17 protein-coding genes are annotated in these 17,138 nt (G+C 61.1%); 6 read left to right on the forward strand and 11 right to left on the reverse strand.

Translation table 11 applies throughout. The annotated features are described in order from the left end of the window. Positions 1-262: 262 nt before the first annotated feature. From Q0330_RS12550 to Q0330_RS12565, 4 genes are all read right to left on the reverse strand, one after another. Positions 263-739, reverse strand: coding sequence for a hypothetical protein (locus Q0330_RS12550; RefSeq protein ID WP_299479645.1), 477 nt, complete (start codon positions 737-739; stop codon positions 263-265). A 3-nt stretch (positions 740-742) separates the two neighbouring features. After that, positions 743-976 (reverse strand): hypothetical protein, encoded by a 234-nt coding sequence (locus tag Q0330_RS12555; protein WP_299479648.1) that lies wholly within the window; start codon positions 974-976, stop codon positions 743-745. A 68-nt stretch (positions 977-1,044) separates the two neighbouring features. Further along, complete coding sequence (locus Q0330_RS12560) at positions 1,045-2,895, reverse strand: ParB/RepB/Spo0J family partition protein (RefSeq protein ID WP_299479651.1); 1,851 nt, start codon at positions 2,893-2,895, stop codon at positions 1,045-1,047. A gap of 260 nt (positions 2,896-3,155) precedes the next feature. Continuing rightward, the gene (locus Q0330_RS12565) at positions 3,156-3,629 is read right to left on the reverse strand and encodes a DUF3768 domain-containing protein (RefSeq protein WP_299479654.1); all 474 of its coding nucleotides are present in this window, start codon (positions 3,627-3,629) and stop codon (positions 3,156-3,158) included. 997 nt (positions 3,630-4,626) lie between these two features. Here Q0330_RS12565 and Q0330_RS12570 point away from each other — a divergent pair. Then, a complete protein-coding gene (locus Q0330_RS12570; RefSeq protein WP_299479657.1) occupies positions 4,627-6,168 on the forward strand; it encodes a site-specific DNA-methyltransferase in 1,542 nt (513 codons plus the stop codon). Beyond that, entirely contained in the window at positions 6,165-8,831 is a 2,667-nt protein-coding gene (locus Q0330_RS12575) for a DEAD/DEAH box helicase family protein (protein ID WP_299479661.1), read from the forward strand. Before Q0330_RS12570 ends, Q0330_RS12575 begins: the two co-directional genes overlap by 4 nt. A gap of 8 nt (positions 8,832-8,839) precedes the next feature. Here the strand turns inward: Q0330_RS12575 and Q0330_RS12580 are convergent, their stop codons facing one another. Beyond that, positions 8,840-9,076: a hypothetical protein gene (locus Q0330_RS12580; protein ID WP_299479664.1), complete on the reverse strand. Its 237-nt coding sequence runs from the start codon at positions 9,074-9,076 to the stop codon at positions 8,840-8,842. A 138-nt stretch (positions 9,077-9,214) separates the two neighbouring features. Next, complete coding sequence (locus Q0330_RS12585) at positions 9,215-9,835, reverse strand: autoinducer binding domain-containing protein (protein WP_260278427.1); 621 nt, start codon at positions 9,833-9,835, stop codon at positions 9,215-9,217. A gap of 118 nt (positions 9,836-9,953) precedes the next feature. On the opposite strand from Q0330_RS12585, the gene Q0330_RS12590 reads away from it, so the two are divergent. Together Q0330_RS12590 and Q0330_RS12595 are read left to right on the forward strand one after the other, a co-directional pair. Beyond that, positions 9,954-10,202, forward strand: coding sequence for a hypothetical protein (locus Q0330_RS12590; RefSeq protein ID WP_299479672.1), 249 nt, complete (start codon positions 9,954-9,956; stop codon positions 10,200-10,202). Further along, positions 10,192-10,845: an acyl-homoserine-lactone synthase gene (locus Q0330_RS12595; RefSeq protein ID WP_299479675.1), complete on the forward strand. Its 654-nt coding sequence runs from the start codon at positions 10,192-10,194 to the stop codon at positions 10,843-10,845. The genes Q0330_RS12590 and Q0330_RS12595 overlap by 11 nt, the downstream gene beginning before the upstream one ends. A 461-nt stretch (positions 10,846-11,306) precedes the next feature. On the opposite strand, the gene Q0330_RS12600 is transcribed toward Q0330_RS12595, so the two are convergent. After that, entirely contained in the window at positions 11,307-12,509 is a 1,203-nt protein-coding gene (locus tag Q0330_RS12600; protein WP_299479678.1) for a UMUC-like DNA-repair protein, read from the reverse strand. Between Q0330_RS12600 and Q0330_RS12605 the strand changes: the two genes are divergently transcribed. Both Q0330_RS12605 and Q0330_RS12610 read left to right on the forward strand, forming a co-directional pair. After that, entirely contained in the window at positions 12,508-12,894 is a 387-nt protein-coding gene (locus Q0330_RS12605) for a hypothetical protein (RefSeq protein WP_299479681.1), read from the forward strand. The genes Q0330_RS12600 and Q0330_RS12605 overlap by 2 nt on opposite strands. A 17-nt stretch (positions 12,895-12,911) precedes the next feature. Then, complete coding sequence (locus Q0330_RS12610) at positions 12,912-13,598, forward strand: SOS response-associated peptidase (protein WP_299479684.1); 687 nt, start codon at positions 12,912-12,914, stop codon at positions 13,596-13,598. Between the two features lie 67 nt (positions 13,599-13,665). On the opposite strand, the gene Q0330_RS12615 is transcribed toward Q0330_RS12610, so the two are convergent. From Q0330_RS12615 to Q0330_RS12630, 4 genes are all read right to left on the reverse strand, one after another. Beyond that, positions 13,666-14,874 carry a pentapeptide repeat-containing protein gene (locus tag Q0330_RS12615; protein WP_299479687.1) on the reverse strand — a complete coding sequence of 403 codons (1,209 nt, stop codon included), beginning with the start codon at positions 14,872-14,874 and terminating at the stop codon, positions 13,666-13,668. After that, positions 14,864-15,628: a hypothetical protein gene (locus Q0330_RS12620; protein WP_299479692.1), complete on the reverse strand. Its 765-nt coding sequence runs from the start codon at positions 15,626-15,628 to the stop codon at positions 14,864-14,866. The genes Q0330_RS12615 and Q0330_RS12620 overlap by 11 nt, the downstream gene beginning before the upstream one ends. 13 nt (positions 15,629-15,641) lie before the next feature. Further along, positions 15,642-16,214, reverse strand: a complete 573-nt coding sequence (locus Q0330_RS12625) for a recombinase family protein (protein ID WP_299479695.1) — start codon at positions 16,212-16,214, stop codon at positions 15,642-15,644. A gap of 95 nt (positions 16,215-16,309) precedes the next feature. After that, on the reverse strand, positions 16,310-17,053 hold the full coding sequence (locus Q0330_RS12630) for an AAA family ATPase (protein WP_366518332.1): 744 nt from the start codon (positions 17,051-17,053) through the stop codon (positions 16,310-16,312). Positions 17,054-17,138 lie beyond the last annotated feature (85 nt).

A 17,138-nucleotide genomic window follows, 5' to 3' on the forward strand; every position in this document is an offset into this window, starting at 1 on the left:
GCGGCTCCGCGCGAAGCGCCGGCCCTGGCGATCCTTTCCCGGCGGATGCCGGGGGAGGGGGGCAGGGCAACTCAGCCCGACAGCAGCAGAGAGTGGATATCACATATCGGCTGGCAATCAGGGGTGGACGATAGCGGCAGGCGGAAAAAGAGCGCCCCACGAAAATCGCGGGGCCAGTTGACCTTCGTCGCAGAAGGAAAAGGGTCAGTGCGAGAGGCGAAGAAAGAAAATTACAACAACCCTATGGCGAAGTGACGTAAAGTCAGCCACACTGAAAATCCTCCCTGTTGGACTGGCGGCAGGTCCGGCCTGCCGCCACTTTTTCAGAGGCAGCATGACCGTTCGGGTTTACGCGCCGCAGGGTGAAGGGCAGGGCATCGAGGGCGATCCGCCCGGCCTCAAGACTGTGCAGGAAATCCAGCAGATAGACCGGATCGGCGGGATAGGGTGCGCCGTCCCATGCCGCCCGGACCTTGCGCCGCTGCCGTGGTGGCATGGCGTCGATCAGGCGGCGGGCACGCCGCCACTGATCGGCGCGGCGCTGGCGGCTGCGGTCCTCGTGCGCCGCCCAGGCATTCGCGCGGGCCTGCATCACATCATCGGGGCTTTTCTGCCGGGCCGCGATCTCGGCGGCAAAGAGCGGCAGGGCGTCCCGGTCGGCTGTCTGTCTGCGGGCCAGCGCGGCCCGCTTGCGGGCGGTATCGGTGAACGGGTGACGGGCCGATCTGATGAAGCGCATCGGTCAGCCTCCCGTGGCGGAACGTGCGGCGACGGCCTCGATCCCGGCCCTGATGCGGCGCAGATCGGCGGCTTCCGCATGATCGCCGTGGGTCACGGCGCGAGACAGGTCGGCCTCGATCTGGGTGAGATTGTCTTGGGCGGTTGCATATTCGCAGCCGATGGCATGGCCGACGCGGTAGCCCCCGCCGCAGGCACAGGACAGCCCGTGCCATGATTTCTCCCGTGCATAATCCATCTGTGCTGTCCTTTCTGAAACCGGGTTGCCGGGACCGGGGCGCGCGATCTTCGCGCGCCCCGCTGTTATCAGGCCATGCCCTCGGGCAGCCATGCCGCGATGCGGGCCTCCTGCGCCTCGGTGATCCCGAGCGCCTTGCGCGTGTCGGCATCACTGAACAGGGTTTCCAGCTTTGCCGCCTTCTCGCCCTTTTTCAGCTTGGCGAAGCTGGTGGCGGTGGGGTGATCGGCGGCGAGGTCCAGCAGATCGCCCCACAGGTCGTTGAGGTAAGGGCCTCCAACGCGGGAAAAGAAGTTCGCGGCGGTGGGCGTCCAGACCTCGCGGATCGCGGGCTTGGTCTCCTTGTCGATCAGCGCGGCCAGTTCATCGGACCCGCCCCGGTAATGCGCGGCCAGCATCCGCACCAGTTCGCCCCGAACATGCTCGGCTCCCTTGGAACGGAAGGCGCGGAAGGATTTGGCAAGGTCCTTGCCATACATGTCGCGCGGCGGATTGGCGGTCAGGCGGTCGTCCAGCGCATATCCCTCGGCCTCGGTGGTCGGCCAGTTCGGCACGTCCTCTGTCGCAAGCCCGAACGGCTTGCGCCAGGCAAGGCCGTGGCTCAACTGATAGGCCAGCAGGTCGATCAGCAGTTCGGGATCGCGCAGCGCCGCATTCTGCCGTGCGCCCTGCGCCACCCGGCCCAGATCGTCGCGCAGCGCGTTGCTGATGGGCGATTTCGGAGCGGCATCGACGGCGCTGCCGTCGCGGCTGCGGGCGGCATGTCCGGTCAGTATCTCTGCGGCAATCGCGGCCTCGCGGTCCTCGGCCCGAACATAAGCCGCCTGCACGGTCAGTTCGCCGCGACTGTCCACGAAGACGAACAACCCGGCATGGTCGCGCTGCGCATCGGCGAAGTCGCCCCGCGCCAGTGTGTCCAGCGCATCCAGTTCCGCCTGTCCTTCCTCGTCCAGCGCCTCGGCCTCGGCCAGTTCCGACAATTCGTCGTAACGCTCGGCCTGTTCCTCGGACAGTTCGCCCTCGATCCGGTAAATGCGGTCCAGCTTCGAGGTCACATCATAGCTGATCCACGACTCCGGGCTGGTCTCGACCCATGTCCAGCCATGGCCGATGGCCTCGGCGTCCATCGCCAGCTTCTCGGCAAAGAGCCGGTCCAGCAGCGCGCCATCGCCCAGAAACACCTCGTTTGCGAACAGATCGCGGGTGATGGGGCCGCCCGCGCCTTCATAGGCGGCAAGCCCGACATAGATGGCGCGGCGGTCGGTGTCGCGGATCGCCTCGGGTTGCAGAAGCTGTTTCAGGCGGTGGGCCGACACGTCCTGACTGCGCACGCGGTCCAGAATATCGAGCGCAAGGGCTTCGTCCTGGGCCACGGTGAAGCATTTCGCGGCCTCAAGGGTGATCTCGCCCGCTTTCAGCGCATCGAGGATCGGGGCGGGCAGGGCCGCCAGCGCAAGGCGGCGGTAAACATGGGCCTCGGTCACGGCGAACACGCGGGCGATGGTCGGCACATCGCTGCCGGTGTCGGCCATCCGGCCATAGGCGCGGATTTCATCGGCGGGGTGCAAATCCTCGCGGGCCGCGTTCTCGACGCTGGCCCATGCCCGCGCGGTGGCCGCGTCGGGGGCCAGACGGACGGGGATTTCGGCCAGTTCCGGTCGGCGGTCCAGCAGATCGGCGTGTTTCTCGGTGGCGCGGATCAGGGCGCGCAGGCGGCGACCGCCCGCGACGATCCCGACATTACCGGCCTCGTCGGCAAGCCCCGCGAGGTTCTGCAACAGACCCACGGCCACGATGCTGTCGGCCAGTTGGTCGATGCGGTCGGGATCAACGTCCTGACGGGGGTTCATGTCCGAGAGATAGAGCGCGTCCAGCGGGAAATACTGGATCGGGGCGGTGGTGATGGCACCTTGTTTCATGGGGTCATATCCTTGTTTGCGACTGTGGTTTCGTGTTATCGGTGCCCCACCCGTGATCGGGTGAGGCGTGAGGGTCACATGACCCCGTGCTGGTTCAGGAAGGCGCGGCCGATCTTTGCCGAGGGACCGCCCTTCCTGATAAGCGCCCACGCTTCCGCGATGCGCTGTTCAAGCCATTGATTGATTGTTCTCACCTCCTTTCCGGTTGCCGTGACAGTTGACCGGCCCACCCGAAGCATGACGCGGGCCGGGTTCGGGGATCAGTAATCGGAGGGGAACATGATGGTCAGGACGCGCCGGGTGACGGCAGGGTTGGCGGGTGCGGGCGAGCCGTAAACCAGTTCCTCGTCGTAAAGGTCGATCTTCCAGAACAGCCGGACGGTCAGCACGGTGACGGCGCCGAAACCATGATCGCCGTAAGGGTCATTGTCGGGCGTGAAGCTGCTATCCCCGGCCACCGCCATCAGCGCGGCGGTCACGAAATCCCGGCCCATCGCGTTGACGGCAGAGGTCACGACAACCTGCCCGCGCAGATCGCTTGCGGTCCCGGTCAGCAGCCCCGCACGAAAACGGTCGTTCTGCTCCGCGATCTTCACGGCCTCGGCGGTCGGGAACCCGTGATCGGGCGCGGCGGTCTGGCATTGCGGGCAATGGCTCGGGCAGGTCAGGGCGTTGATGATCTTGCCGCAGGCGGTGCAGGAAAAATCAACGGCAACGGTATCTTCGGCCAACATGGGCATCGTCCTTCTCTTGCGACGGGCGGTGCGGGCTTGGTGCCTGCTTTCCGCCGATGGGCGAGACCTCTCTGCTTGTCGTCGAAAGGCCCCATGCCTTTCGGACGGCAAAGCGGGGAGGGCGCAGCCCTGCCCGCGGCCGGGGGGATGACTGTCACGGGGTCGGGAAGGCGGGGTGGTGCGGCCCGCAGGCGCAGCCGAGGACACGGCCCGCCTGGACGACGACGCGCGTCCCGCGCGGCGCTTGGCCATTGACCGTCAGACGCAGGGATGCGTGGCGGACAAGGGAAATGGAAACATCGTCGGGGCGGGGGTGAGCGCGGGCGCAGCCTGCGTCGATCCCCCGGCACGTCCTCAGCCCATCATGGCCCGCGCCCTCGCGCGGGTCGCGTCTGTCCTATTGCCCGTCGCCCCAGTTGGCCGATTGCCGTCCGCCATTCGCCACCTGCTATCCGCCATCAGCAGATCGCTGCGGGCGCCAAAACCCGTTCCGCGTTTCGCGTTATTCGTTTTTCGGTTCTGAACCCGGCGCTTCGCTCGATCCATGCTGTCTCGCTCAGCGCCTTGCGCCTGCGTCAGCGGTCCCGCCCGCCAGGGCGAGATCGTCGGGGCAGGGCGCGCAGGACCGGGGTTCGGGGGGATGGCTTGGGACGAGACATTCAGCCGGATGCCGCAGCCGCGCGCAGCGACCCGATCAGCTCGGGCGGAGGCCGTGAGGCCGGAGCCGGGAGCGCGGCCCGACAGGGCGACCCCATAACGCTGCTTCCCGAAATCACTCTATGGCAACGACACAGGGTCACAGGAGGAGATCCAGGAATTCAGAGAGCAAATAGTCGGTCGGTGCGCCGCGCGCGATTTGTCGTCATCAGGTGGACCTTCAGCCGCAAATTGAGTCTAAAGCGAGGGGCATCTCCGCATTGCGTGATGCTGCCGCATCCAGCGGTTATCTTGCCCATCGCGGATTTTATCCGCCCAGGAATGAACGAGACCCGAGCAGATGCCCACCCTTCGATGGCTGACCCGAGACGACGATGTGCGCGCCGCCGAGAGTGTGCCTTACCGCCTGTTGGAGGAGGTGCCGGGGCTGGGCTATGGCGACCGGGACGCGGGCAATATGCTGATCCAGGGCGATAACCTTGAGGCGTTGAAGGCCCTGCTGCCCTATTACGCGGGTCAGGTGAGATGCATCTATATCGACCCGCCCTATAACACCGGATCGGCGTTCGAGCATTACGACGACAATCTTGAGCATTCCCAATGGCTGGCCATGATGTGGCCCCGGCTGGAACTGCTGCGGGAACTGCTGGCCGAGGATGGCTCAATTTGGGTGAATCTTGATGAAAATGAGGGGCACTACGCAAAGGTTGTTTGCGATGAAATCTTCGGTCGAAAAAATTTTGTAAGGCAAGTGAACTGGCAGAGAAAGTATAGTGTAAGCAACAACTTCAGGGGCATTGCAACGATTTGTGACTTGCTCCTAGTTTATCGAAAATCGGATTTCTTCCAGAATAATCTTTTACCTAGATCAGATGATGCTACTGCACGCTATTCCAATCCTGACAGTGATCCGCGTGGTCCCTGGAAAGCTGTTGATTACCTGAATCAGGCATCTACCAAAAAGCGCCCAAATCTCGTATACGACATTGTTAACCCGATCACTGGCTCAGTAGTTAAAAACAAAGAAAAAGCTTGGAAATATGAGCGAGGCACGCACGATGATCATGTGCGCGAAAACCGGCTTTGGTGGGGCCTTAAAGGTGAAAATACAGTTCCTGCACTGAAGCTCTTTTTGTCTGAAGTCCGTGACGGGATGACGCCACACAATTGGTGGCCGCATGTCGATGTGGGCCACACAGACGAAGCCAAGAAAGAAACCAACGCACTATTTGGTCGAGATGAAGGCTTTGACACGCCGAAACCCGAACGTCTTCTGAAAAGGGTGTTCGAACTTGCCACAAACCCCGGCGACCTTGTGCTCGACAGCTTCCTCGGCTCTGGCACCACCGCCGCCGTGGCACAAAAGATGGGGCGGCGCTATATCGGGATCGAGATGGGGGATCACGCCGTCACCCATTGCGCGCCGCGTCTGCAAAAGGTGGTCGATGGCGAACAGGGCGGGATTTCCAAGGCGCAGAACTGGCAGGGCGGCGGCGGCTTTCGCTTTTACCGCCTTGGCCCGCCGGTCTTTACCGAAGATGGCCAGATCCAGCCCGATATCCGCTTTCCCGTGCTTGCCGCCCATATCTGGTTTTCAGAAACCGGCAGCCCGTGGACAGAGCCGCAGCCCCTTTCCCCCTTCCTTGGGGCGCAGGGCGGCAAGGGCTATGCGCTGCTCTATAACGGCATTCTTGGCGACAAATCGGTCTCTGGCGGCAACGTCCTGACCCGCAAGACGCTGGCCGCAATCTGCGCAGCACAGGGCGATTTCACCGGCCCGCTGACCGTCTATGGCGAGCGCACGGCGCTGTCCGAGGCGACGCTGAAGGCCGAACAGATCGAGTTCAAACAGACCCCCTATGACGTGAAGGCCCGCAAATGAAGCTGAAGGAGTATCAGAAAGCCTCGCTCGCCACGCTGCGGAAATTCTTTGAAGAGGCGCGGATTGTCGGCCCCAAAACGGCCTATGAGGCGATCACGGCAGAGCCGGAACTGGCCAAGCGGTTGAAGGGTTACGCGGCGGGCTACAAGCCGATCAAGACCCTGCCCGATGTTCCTTACGTCTGCCTGCGCTTGCCCACCGGCGGCGGCAAGACGATCCTCGCGGCGCATTCCATCACCGTGGCCAAGGATGCCTGGGTCGAAAAGGATTTCCCGCTGGTGCTGTGGCTGGTGCCGACAAATACCATCCGCCTGCAAACCGCAGAGGCCCTGAAGAACCCGCGCCACCCGTATCGGCAGGTGCTGGACGAGGCGTTCGAGGGCCGCGTGCGCGTGTTCGACATTGGTGATTTCACGCAAATCACGCCGCATGATCTGCGCTCGAACCTCTGTGTCGTGGTCGGCACGATCCAGACGCTGCGCGTCAGCAACACCGACGGGCGCAAGGTCTATGCCCATCACGAGATGTTGGAGGGGCATTTTTCGACTGTCTCGCCCAATACGCCGGGGCTGGAGCGCAATGACGATGGCCCGATGAAGGGTGACATTCGTTTCAGCTTTGCCAACCTGATGCATCTGCACCGCCCGCTGGTCATCATGGACGAGGCGCACAAGGCGGGCACAAGCCTGAGCCAGGATGTCTATGAGCGGATCAACCCGAGCGCCCTGATCGAATTCACCGCCACGCCCAAGGGATTCAACAACATCCTTCATTCCGTGACAGCCCAAGAGCTGAAGGATGAAGAGATGATAAAGATGCCCGTGGTGCTGGACGAGGCCGAGACGTGGCAGGGGGCGGTGAATTCGGCCATCCTGAAGCGGGCCGAGTTGCAGGAACATGCGGATCGCGACCGAGAGGGGTATATTCGCCCCATCGTGCTGTTTCAGGCGCAGAAGAAGGGTGAGGAAGTCACCGTAGAAGTGCTGCGCAACCATCTGATCGAAAATGAGAATATCGACCCGGCCAAGATTGCCGTGGCCACGGGCGCGCAACGTGATCTGGACGGGATCGACCTGTTCAAGCCCGATTGTCCGATTGAATATGTCATCACCATCGAGGCGCTGAAGGAAGGCTGGGATTGTTCGTTTGCCTATGTGTTCTGCTCGCTGGCCAATATTCGCAGCTCGACGGATGCCGAACAGCTTTTGGGCCGTGTGCTGCGGATGCCCTATGCGAAAAAGCGCAAGGAACCGGCGCTGAACAAGTCCTACGCCAAGCTGGTGTCAAAGCATTTCTCTGAGGCCGCCGTCAGCCTGCGCGACAAGCTGGTCGATATGGGCTTCGAGGAAAGCGAGGCCGAGGCCAATATCGAGGCTGAGCAGCCGGGGCTGGATGACGGGCTGTTTGGGCGGCACACGCGCCCCCGACCGACGATGACGGTGGAACTGGACGCCTCCGAGGAGGAGCGCCGCGAGATCAACATTATCGCACCGGGCAAGATCAAGGTCTCGGCGGGCGATGACGGCAAGACCCGGATCGAATTCACCGGCGTGCCCAAGCCCAAGGACGAAGAGCGCCTGTTCCAGATGGCCCCGGACCGCCTGCATGGCGTGCTCCGCGAGAAGCTGGCTGAGTTCAAGGCCAGGCACGCCGATGATCTGGCACCGGCCCATCTGGGCGAGGAATTCACCGTGCCGCGGCTGATGGCGCATGTGCAGGGCGAGCTGGTCTTCGGTGATACCGATATTCTGATGGAATATCACGACTGGTCACTGGCCGATCATCCGGCACGGCTGACCAAGGCCGAGTTCGATATTGTCGAAACGACCAACACCTTCGAGATCGACCTCGACGGCAATCGCCTGTCGATCTCGGCGGCGGATAGTTCCGAGCAGCTTTCGCTGGATATCGACGTGGACGATTGGACGCCGAATTCACTGGTGCGCTGGCTTGATGGGAAGGTGCGCGATCAATGGATCGGTCAGGCGGAATTGCTGGCTTGGCTGAATGATGTCGTCACCCACCTGACCCGAGACCGGGATATCCCCTTGTCGCAACTGATGCGCTGCAAGTTCATCCTGGCGCGCAAGCTGAACGAAAAGATCCGGGGCTTCCGCCAGATGGAGCGCGACAAGGTTTACCAGATGAACCTGTTCGGCCCCGAGGCGCGTGTCGAGGTCTCTTTCGATGACGGCATCCGGTTCTTCGACGAGATGTATTTCGACGTGCCGAAGTATCGCGGCATGTACAAGTTCAAGCACCACTTCATGGGGCCGGACGAGGTGCCGACCTTCGACAGCAAGGATGGCGGCGAAGAGGTCAAATGCGCCCTGGCGCTGGATGCTCTGCCCAAGTTGAAATACTGGACCCGCAACGTCAGCAGGCATCCGAATTCCTTCTCTCTGCCGACCTCGACCGACAAGTTTTACCCGGATTTCGTGGCGGTCATGGACGATGGCCGTCTGCTGGTGGTCGAATACAAGGGCAGGGACCGCTCACCCGAAGAAAGTCGCGACAGCCGCGAGAAAGAGCTGATTGGCCAGCAGTGGGCCAAAGCGTCAGCGGGCAAGGCGGTGTTCGTCATGGCGACGATGGAACGCGGTGATCCCAAGGAGGTGCGGGAGCAGGTGATGGACGCCTTGGGCGATCATAAGCTGGGGTGACGCCAACCCTACCCCCGCTCGAAGAATCCCGGATGGGGCGTGTTCAGGCCGAAGCGGATCGCACCGTCGCCGTGCCGGGCGTTGATCTGATCGAGCGCGCGCGACACCTGCTCGCCACGGGTCAGCTCGGCCGGGGCGAGGGGCATCAGCAGATCGCCGCGCCGGTCCTGCAGCAAGCCGACATCGCCAAGATGCACGCTGATGCTGATGACCGCGCCCGGTCGTGCGGTGCGCCAGAGGCGCACCCACAGGGCGCCGCAGCCGCGCGCATCGGTCCGATCAGCTCGGGCGGAGGCCGCAAGGCCGGAGACGGGGGGCGCGGCCCGAAGGGCGACGCCCGAAGAATTTCGCTATCAGGCGAAGTCCAACGGGCAATCGTCCGACTAGATCAGCTGCTTGCGCACAGCCATGGTTATGGCGGCCATACGGTTATCGACACCCAGCTTCTTCTGAACACTGTTTATGCGGAATTTCACCGTTGATGGGCTGATATCGAGTTTTTCAGCAATATCGACGTTGATCAGGCCGTCCCGCGAGAGCTTCAGGACGTCAAGCTCAGCTTCCGTCAGTGCTTGAGGTGATTTGCATACGATTTTCGCCCAACGCTTGAGGGAGCGCTCGATGTGATCGAGCTCGGCATCAGCCAGTTCGCGATCCGGCCGGGACAAAGACAGGAAGCACCGCTTCCGGCCGACTTTCGTGACCGTAGTTGCCCCATATATCAGGCCGTGCTTGGCGGCTTCTTTGCCAACTCCGCGCGGATCCGGAAAACCTATCTCTGACCAGCGCGCTGTTCCGGTTCGCGCGATTGTCCATGCAGCGACTGGATCGCCGAAGAAGTAGTTCTCTTCCTCGTATTTCTCTGTCCAGGCGTCAGGGTAGCGGTTCAGGAAAAAATCCGGCTGCCCAAAGCGGAGTCCGAATCCCATCACGAATCCGGTCGTACCGATCTGCGCGAGGCTCTCAAGCTCCGCCTCGCCGTCGGGAATCAACTGCTCAATCATAAAAATGCCTGTCAAGTAGAATCGTCAATCTATCCTTTTGGACTGCCAAAAAAGACAGGTGGGTGTCAATGGTAAACAGGATGGCTATGTAGATTCGGCAACCGAATGGAGCCAGGTCATGAAAACCATCGCCAGCAGACCCAACCCGAAAGGGATGAAGTTGGTGGCGAGCACCAGGTTCACCAAGGACATGGCAAGCAACCTCCTGGAGATGTGCAAACATCTCGAAGAGGGCGAAACAATCACGCTTGAGCTGTTCGAATGGGGCGTTTGGGGCAAGACCGAAAACAATGTGAGGCTGTTCATCGGCGCGACCGAACCGCTTCAAAAACACAATCTGAACAGAGTTGCCGGGCATGCAAACTGATTTTAACGATAAGGATTTCGAGGCCGGACTTCAGATTGTTGTCGTCCGCTATCCGGAGGGCCTGTCGAAGTGGCACTTGGTCAACGACTATCTGAAGCTCAGGAAAACCGTATTCATAGACCGTCTGGATTGGCCGCTTTTCCATTCGAGCGAGGTCGAGTTCGAGCAGTATGATACGTTTGACACGACCTACATCATCGCGGTCGAGGATGGCGTTGTGGTTGGGGGTGCACGCTTGCGGCGTACCGATCAACGGAGCGGTGCAGGTACACTGAAATATTCCTACATGATCCGCGACGCCTGTCTCGGCCTGTTGCCTGGGCTGCCCGACACGCTATGCACCCAAACGCCTCCATTGGATTCAGACGTATGGGAGCTGACGCGGATGGTAGTTGCTGGGTCGAGTGACATCACGCGCAAGCTTCTGGATGCCACAAACGCCTTCCTCGCTGATGAGGGAGCCCGCTCGGTACTTTTCCTTGGATCTCCGGCTTTTCAACGGATGGCCCGCAGCTTTGACTGGCCGGCGAAGACACTGGGGCCGGTTTCGGGCAATGACGACGGTCGCTTCCAGGTCTTTGAATGCCCGGTCAGTGCGAGCGGGTTCGGGAAGCTGTCAGCCGCGCGACACGCGGGCGAGTAGGTCCGGACAGCACCAGCAATTTGAGCCGTCATCCTCTCCGGATGCGGTGGTATTTCAATGTGCCCGTTTTCGGGCGGCCCTTTGTTATGGGAATAGGACAGTGACCAAAGAAAGAGTGGTAGCCCATCCCATCAAACGGATCGCCGATGTGGATGAACGGTTCCAGAACGACGGTTCGCTATGAGGCCGCAGATCCACGCTAGTCCTGCAGAATGTCAGGTAAGCAATTTCAAGTAATCGCCAATGCAGCATATTGTGAAACAACCTTCGACAACCTGCGACACTGGCACGAGAAAAGTGCCGAGTTCACTCACTGGCAGCGAGTGGCAGTTGCTCCTCGATGCCGTTGGAGCATACAGCCATAACATTCGCTACCGCAGGCTGTTAGACAAGCTCAACACAGCAGAGATATCTGACGAAAGTTGCGGCAGATGAAGCGCGCGAGGCGGATTTCGTCTGCGTTAACCACGCTCGAAGAACCCCGGATGGGGCGTGTTCAGGCCGAAGCGGATCGCGCCGTCGCCATGGCGGGCGTTGATCTGATCGAGCGCGCGCGATAGGCGTTCCCCACGGGTCAGCTCGGCCGGAGCGAGGGGCATCAGCAGATCCCCGCGCCGGTCCTGCAGCAAGCCCACATCGCCCAGGTGCACGCCGAGGCTGATGACCGTGCCCGGTCGTGCGCTGCGCCAGAGGCGCACCCACAGGGCCCGGTGAAGCCGCAGGAAGATCGCGGTATCCTGCGTCGGAAAGCAGCTGACGTTCCGGGACCAGACCCCGCCGGCCATGAAACTGACCGACAGGCTGAAGCGTCCGGCCACGCGACCATCGCGGCGCAGCCGCGCGGTCGCCTTTTCGACCAGCCAGCGGCCGACCAGATAGGCACGGCGCGGATCGCGATATTCGGGCGACAGCACCTTGCTGTTGCCGAATCCGCCGCGCTCGGTGGCGATCAGGGGGATCTCCATGCCCTGGAGCATACGCACGAACCGTTCGCCCTCGACGGATCGCCAGATCAGCCGCGCGTGCCGCGGATCGAGCCGGAACAGGCTCGGTACGTCGAAGACCCGTGCCCGAAAAAGCCGCGTCTTGATGGCGGTGGAAATGCCCGGCAGATCGTCCAGGGACAGGTGGGCGATGGCCTCGGGCATGTTCTCCGGCCCGAGCCATTGGCAGCCATCGGGCTTTTCGAGCTTGCCGGCGATCTTGGCGAGAAGATGGTTTGGCCCGATCCCGGCCGAGAAGCGCAGGCAGTCGCCGACCTCGGCGGCAACGGCTGCCTTGAGACGCGCGACCAGATCGACGGCGCCGGCGAGGGTCCGGGTTTCGCCCGACAGTGCCAACTGAAACTCGTCAACGCTGCGGATATGGGTCAGCTCGGCATGCCGGTCCAGCACGTCGGCCACGGCCAGGTTGAAGCGCACATAGAGCCTGTGTCGTGACGGCCGGAAGATGATGCCGGGGCAAAGTCGCCGGGCGTCGCGAACATGGGTGCCGGTTTTGACGCCATGGGCCTTCGCCTCGTAGGACGCGGCGACGCAGGCGCCGCTGTCCGAATCAACGGCGGTGATTGCGACGGGGCGTCCGCGCAGCGCCGGGTCGAGCTGCTGCTCCACGCTCGCGAAGAAGCTGTTCATATCGAGATAGAGAACGCGGAAGGGGGGCATGATACCAGATATCGCGGATGGTCGGATCGCCCTTTATGTTCTATTTTTGTTCTCATTCGACAAGGAGGAAAAAATGGACAGGTCGGGTCAGCTCCGGAATGTCGCGTTCGGCGGCGCGTGGTCGGAACAGATCGCCGGGCGCGAGGCCCAGGCCGCGGCCATCGCAACCCTTGACGCCGCGGCCGCCGGCGCGGCGAGACGCGATCCGCTTTCCAGCGAGATCATGGCGGCCGTCGATCTGCTTTGCGAACGACACCCGAAGGGTCCAATGTTGCGCGAGGCGTGGATTGCGGCGGCCCGGTTCGAGCCTGCCCCGCGCCGGATCAGGGCGCTGGCGCGCGTTTCGGCGCAGATCGCGGCGGCGTATGGTGGGATGCAGGACTGAAACGCGCGGGGGCGAGCATGTGCAATCTTTATGCCAACACGACGTCACAGGCGGCGATGCGCGAGATATTCGAGGTGATGGGTCAGCGCGATCACCTCGGCAACTATCGCGGCCAGTCGGCCATCTGGCCGAAATATGAGGCACCGGTTGTCCGCATGAGTGAGGATGGTGAACGCGAGCTGGTCGAGATGCATTGGGGGTTCCTGACGCCGCAGGTGAGCAAGAAGACCGGCAAACCGATCAAGCCCGCGGCCTGGAACAACGCTCGTGACGACAAGCTCCGATCGTCGGGTTTATGGAAGGACAGTTTTCTCAATCGTCGTTGCCTGATCCCCGGCTCGGCCTTCCGCGAGGCGAAGGGCAGGAATCCGGCCACGGATTACTGGTTCGCGATCAAGGGAAGTGATGCGCGGCCGCCCTTCGCCTTCGCCGGCCTATGGCGCGCGGGACAGCCTGGCATCGACGACGACACCGGCGATTGGTTCACGCATACCATGGTCACAACAACGGCCAACGAATTGGTCAAGCCGGTCCATCCGACGAGGATGCCGGTGATCCTGGACGAACAGGACTATGACACCTGGCTTACCGGCAGCGCTGATGATGCTGCGCAGCTTTTGCGACCGTTTCCTTCTGATCGGATGCGGATCGTCTGCGAGGGCATCGGGATCACTGCCGATGACGTGGCCGCAGGAGACCTTTAGGCGGTGGATCCCGCCCCGAACGGTGGACTTTGCCGGATCGGAACCCTTAGCGGACGATCAAGCTTCATCAGCCTGTTCGGCGTTTTTCCTCACGTTTCTGGCGGCGAGCGAGCCGCGCCTTCGCGGCCATTGACCGGGAAGGGTCGTCTCGGGCGAAGATGGTTCGGAGAACAGGCGCTGAAGAAAGCACCTCTGCCTGTCTTTCGTAGATGATCGCGGGGGTTACGGGCGAGGATTTGGACGGAATCTTCTTCTTGGAGGACGCATGAGGGTTCAGCCGCGCCTCGATAGCGTCGAGGCGGTGCGTGATAGCTGCAGAAATCTGCGTCCCCGCTGCTTCTTCGAAAAGCTCGGACAGATCCAAGACATCCTCGCCCTTCACGTCATCGAGCAGAGCCGACCGATTGACAGCAGCCAAGTGATTCCGCCCCAATCTAATGGCGGCCTCAAGGATCAGTTCCTTTCGAAGGCCCGCGTTCTCTTGGCGCAAGAATAGTCCCTTCATGCTCTCGAAATTCTGCATGAAAATGCCGGTGTTCGCGCTTGCCTTAAAGGCAGACAGGCGGACACGCGGCGATTTTGCAGCGCACAGTTGGACGATTAAGTTTCTGACATCACTATCATGCCCGTGAAGACTCGATGCGATGGTCGTGAATTTCTCGATTAGTGAGGTGTTCTCACTTTGCCGCGCGAAGATGCTCAGCATGAGCTCCTGGAGTTCGGTTCGGGAGCTGGTGAAGCTTCTGAGGAAGTAGAACAGGTCGGTACGCTTGGTGAGGTCGATGTCGTCGGCGAGCAGCTTCTGGCAGAGGATCGCCGCAGTCTTTTTGTCGGCCTTTTTCAGGATTGAGTGCCTTTCGCGCTGATTTCTATAGCGCGCATGAAACCAACTGGATATTTCAAAAGGATCGCCTTCAAGCAGAGTGCGATACATGCGGTCAGCCATCGGATTATCTTTGAATAAACGCAACTCTCGGTAATAGGTCGCAAAACACGACCCTTGGAGATCGGCTCCTTCGAAATTTGTACTGCTATCAAAGGTAACATCGGTGCCGTAGCTGCCACGGAGGTCAGCTCCGCGAAAGTCGAACCCGCGCAAGTCGGCCTTCGAAAAATCAGCGTCCCGGAGGTTGCTGCAACGGAAGTCTCGCGCGGGGTCAAGGCCCAGTGCGATGCAGGCTTCCGAGAATTCACCAGATGTCGCCGAGACCGCCTCAAAGGCGGCCTCAAGATCACCGGGATCCACAAGCGTCTGTAGGCTGGCGTCATTCCTCATCTGGCAACTGAATATTCGCGGACGATAACGTGATTTCACCAACATATTTGCCGGTCCCGCGGAGAGCGGAATCAATGGACTTCAAGATAAAGATTTCCATAAGTCGGCGCTGTGTTCGGCTGATCCTTGTGAAATATCTCAAAGAAAGCTTGTCCTTCACGACTTGGTCAATCGCGACGTCCCTCTGCCTCACGGTTGCGCGCGCCAGCACAGTTGTTCGGTTGGCTCGCTCGGCGCGGGCGAACCTTACTAAGCTATCACTTTCTAAGTAGGTATCGTTGAGAGGGCTGTCGTCTGCTTCCCGGACTTCCCAACGGAGGTTCGGCAATGCCTTTACTCGGTGGTGCACGAGGAGGTCACGTGAGGTCAGGACGGTATCCCGCTGCACAGACGCATTCATTTCACCTGAAGCAGAGGCTCCAAGCGAAGGACCGGTTGTATCAAGAGTGGCGTTTGCTGATGCCCTGAACCCCTTGGCTACGTGATTCTTCTGGGTGACGACCCTGTCCAACTCGGTGGTCGGTGGCCTGCGCGAATCGCCATAACGGCTTCCCGGCACCGGCGACGCTCCTTCAAGATCCAGGGACAACGTCAACTTTGATATCGAGATTTCGCAGGTCTCATCACCCAGATCTAGATCTCCCGAGGCCAGCCGCAATTCAACGAGGCAGTCCAGCTCGTTTTCGCGCGCAGACGAAGGCTCCACGCGTACGACGAGCTCGCAAAGCTCGGAAACGGCGTTCGTGGTATTCATATGGCCTCCGAGGCTATTCAATTTTTTCGTCCGCTTTGGTGCCCGAGGCTTCCAGCGCGCGGTAAACGGTCATGCGAGACACACCGAGATCGCGGGCGATCTGGGCCTTGGTGACGCCTTCGGCTGCCAGCCTCTTAATTTTCAAGTCATCGACCTTCTTTTGCCTGCCCTTATAGGCACCCTTCTGCTTTGCTACCTCGATGCCGGCTCGCTGGCGATCACGGATGAACGTCAACTCCATGTCAGCGACCATCCCAAGGACGGTTATCACCATACGCCCCATTCCGCCTGCCGTGGTCACTTCAGGCTCAAGAACACGTAGTGATGCACCCTTGGCATCCAGCTCATGGACCAGGTTCAGGACGTCGCGGGTCGAGCGGCCGAGGCGATCGAGGCGAAGCACGACCAGCTCGTCATCTGCTCGCAGGAATTCAAGAATCGTCGCAAGTTCGCTCCGACCATCGCGGGACGCACCCGAGCCAGTCTCCGCGCGGACGATCTCGCAGCCGGCCGCTTTCAGTCTGGCCATCTGGATCTCAAGATCCTGGCTCGATGAGCTGACGCGGGCGTAACCGATCCGGGGCATGGCAATCTGTAACTTTAGGGTGGCGTCTACAACGATACTGTCACAATGAGCGCTGCGTGTGATCTTTGGCGATATCTGGCGCAATTCTTTCAGCTCTAAGTGGCGCCGATTACCAGCGTGGAGCGTGCTGCCTCGACGACATCGTCAGTAACGAGTGATAGCTCGTTGATCCTGAGGATGCGCTCGATCTGGACAAAGAGGCGATGCAGAAGCCGGAAGTTGCCGCCGGTGATGCGGGCGATGGATGCGATCGCTTGGTGATCGGTGAAATCGGCGGCGTCCAGTTGCAGGCCGAGCTTCCGCCAGTGGCGGGTCAGGACGAAGGTCAGCTCATCCCCCTTCAGCGGGCGATAATGGTGGGCGAAGCCGATCCGGCTATAGAACTGCGGATAGCGTTCCAGTTTCCGTTCCAGGCCGGACATCCCGATCAGGATAACGCCGATACCGGTCCGGTCGAAAATATCGCGCACATGCTCAAGGCTTTGCGTCGAAAGGCGTTCGGCTTCATCGACTATCAGCATTTCCATGCGGCCTTGGCTATGGCGTTCCGGAATGACCATGCTCGGGTTAAGCGCCAGATCGATGCAACCTTCTGCGCGGGCTATAAGACAGCGTAAATCTTCACGAACCTCCCGAACCGGGCCGCCGACTGTCGGTGTGTAGAAAACTGTGCGTGACTTGGCCAATGCCTCATAGGCAATGACGTCCGATGCGTCGCGTGGCCCCCACTCCTTCAAGAGCGGTTCGGCCTTGTCCCACCGGGCGAAGCGCTGCGCCGACATCGTTTTTCCGACACCGGCCGGGCCGAAGCAGATTCCGATATATCGGTGTTTCTGCACTGCACCTGCGAACTCGACAAAGCGGCGATGGAGACCGTTCAATTGTCTGGGGTGCAATCTCTGACCGGCCGTGGAAAGCTTCCAT

Origin of the sequence: uncultured Paracoccus sp., from assembly GCF_937873615.1 — a bacterium.
Taxonomy (GTDB): domain Bacteria; phylum Pseudomonadota; class Alphaproteobacteria; order Rhodobacterales; family Rhodobacteraceae; genus Paracoccus.

What these genes read in the sequence shown, in the direction of transcription:
- Q0330_RS12550 (WP_299479645.1), bottom strand. Translation starts at nt 739, where the DNA reads ATGCGCTTCATCAGATCGGCCCGTCACCCGTTCACCGATACCGCCCGC.
- Q0330_RS12555 (WP_299479648.1), bottom strand. Translation starts at nt 976, where the DNA reads ATGGATTATGCACGGGAGAAATCATGGCACGGGCTGTCCTGTGCCTGC.
- Q0330_RS12560 (WP_299479651.1), bottom strand. Translation starts at nt 2,895, where the DNA reads ATGAAACAAGGTGCCATCACCACCGCCCCGATCCAGTATTTCCCGCTG.
- Q0330_RS12565 (WP_299479654.1), bottom strand. Translation starts at nt 3,629, where the DNA reads ATGTTGGCCGAAGATACCGTTGCCGTTGATTTTTCCTGCACCGCCTGC.
- Q0330_RS12570 (WP_299479657.1), top strand. Translation starts at nt 4,627, where the DNA reads ATGCCCACCCTTCGATGGCTGACCCGAGACGACGATGTGCGCGCCGCC.
- Q0330_RS12575 (WP_299479661.1), top strand. Translation starts at nt 6,165, where the DNA reads ATGAAGCTGAAGGAGTATCAGAAAGCCTCGCTCGCCACGCTGCGGAAA.
- Q0330_RS12585 (WP_260278427.1), bottom strand. Translation starts at nt 9,835, where the DNA reads ATGATTGAGCAGTTGATTCCCGACGGCGAGGCGGAGCTTGAGAGCCTC.
- Q0330_RS12590 (WP_299479672.1), top strand. Translation starts at nt 9,954, where the DNA reads ATGAAAACCATCGCCAGCAGACCCAACCCGAAAGGGATGAAGTTGGTG.
- Q0330_RS12595 (WP_299479675.1), top strand. Translation starts at nt 10,192, where the DNA reads ATGCAAACTGATTTTAACGATAAGGATTTCGAGGCCGGACTTCAGATT.
- Q0330_RS12605 (WP_299479681.1), top strand. Translation starts at nt 12,508, where the DNA reads ATGATACCAGATATCGCGGATGGTCGGATCGCCCTTTATGTTCTATTT.
- Q0330_RS12600 (WP_299479678.1), bottom strand. Translation starts at nt 12,509, where the DNA reads ATGCCCCCCTTCCGCGTTCTCTATCTCGATATGAACAGCTTCTTCGCG.
- Q0330_RS12610 (WP_299479684.1), top strand. Translation starts at nt 12,912, where the DNA reads ATGTGCAATCTTTATGCCAACACGACGTCACAGGCGGCGATGCGCGAG.
- Q0330_RS12615 (WP_299479687.1), bottom strand. Translation starts at nt 14,874, where the DNA reads ATGAGGAATGACGCCAGCCTACAGACGCTTGTGGATCCCGGTGATCTT.
- Q0330_RS12620 (WP_299479692.1), bottom strand. Translation starts at nt 15,628, where the DNA reads ATGAATACCACGAACGCCGTTTCCGAGCTTTGCGAGCTCGTCGTACGC.
- Q0330_RS12625 (WP_299479695.1), bottom strand. Translation starts at nt 16,214, where the DNA reads ATGCCCCGGATCGGTTACGCCCGCGTCAGCTCATCGAGCCAGGATCTT.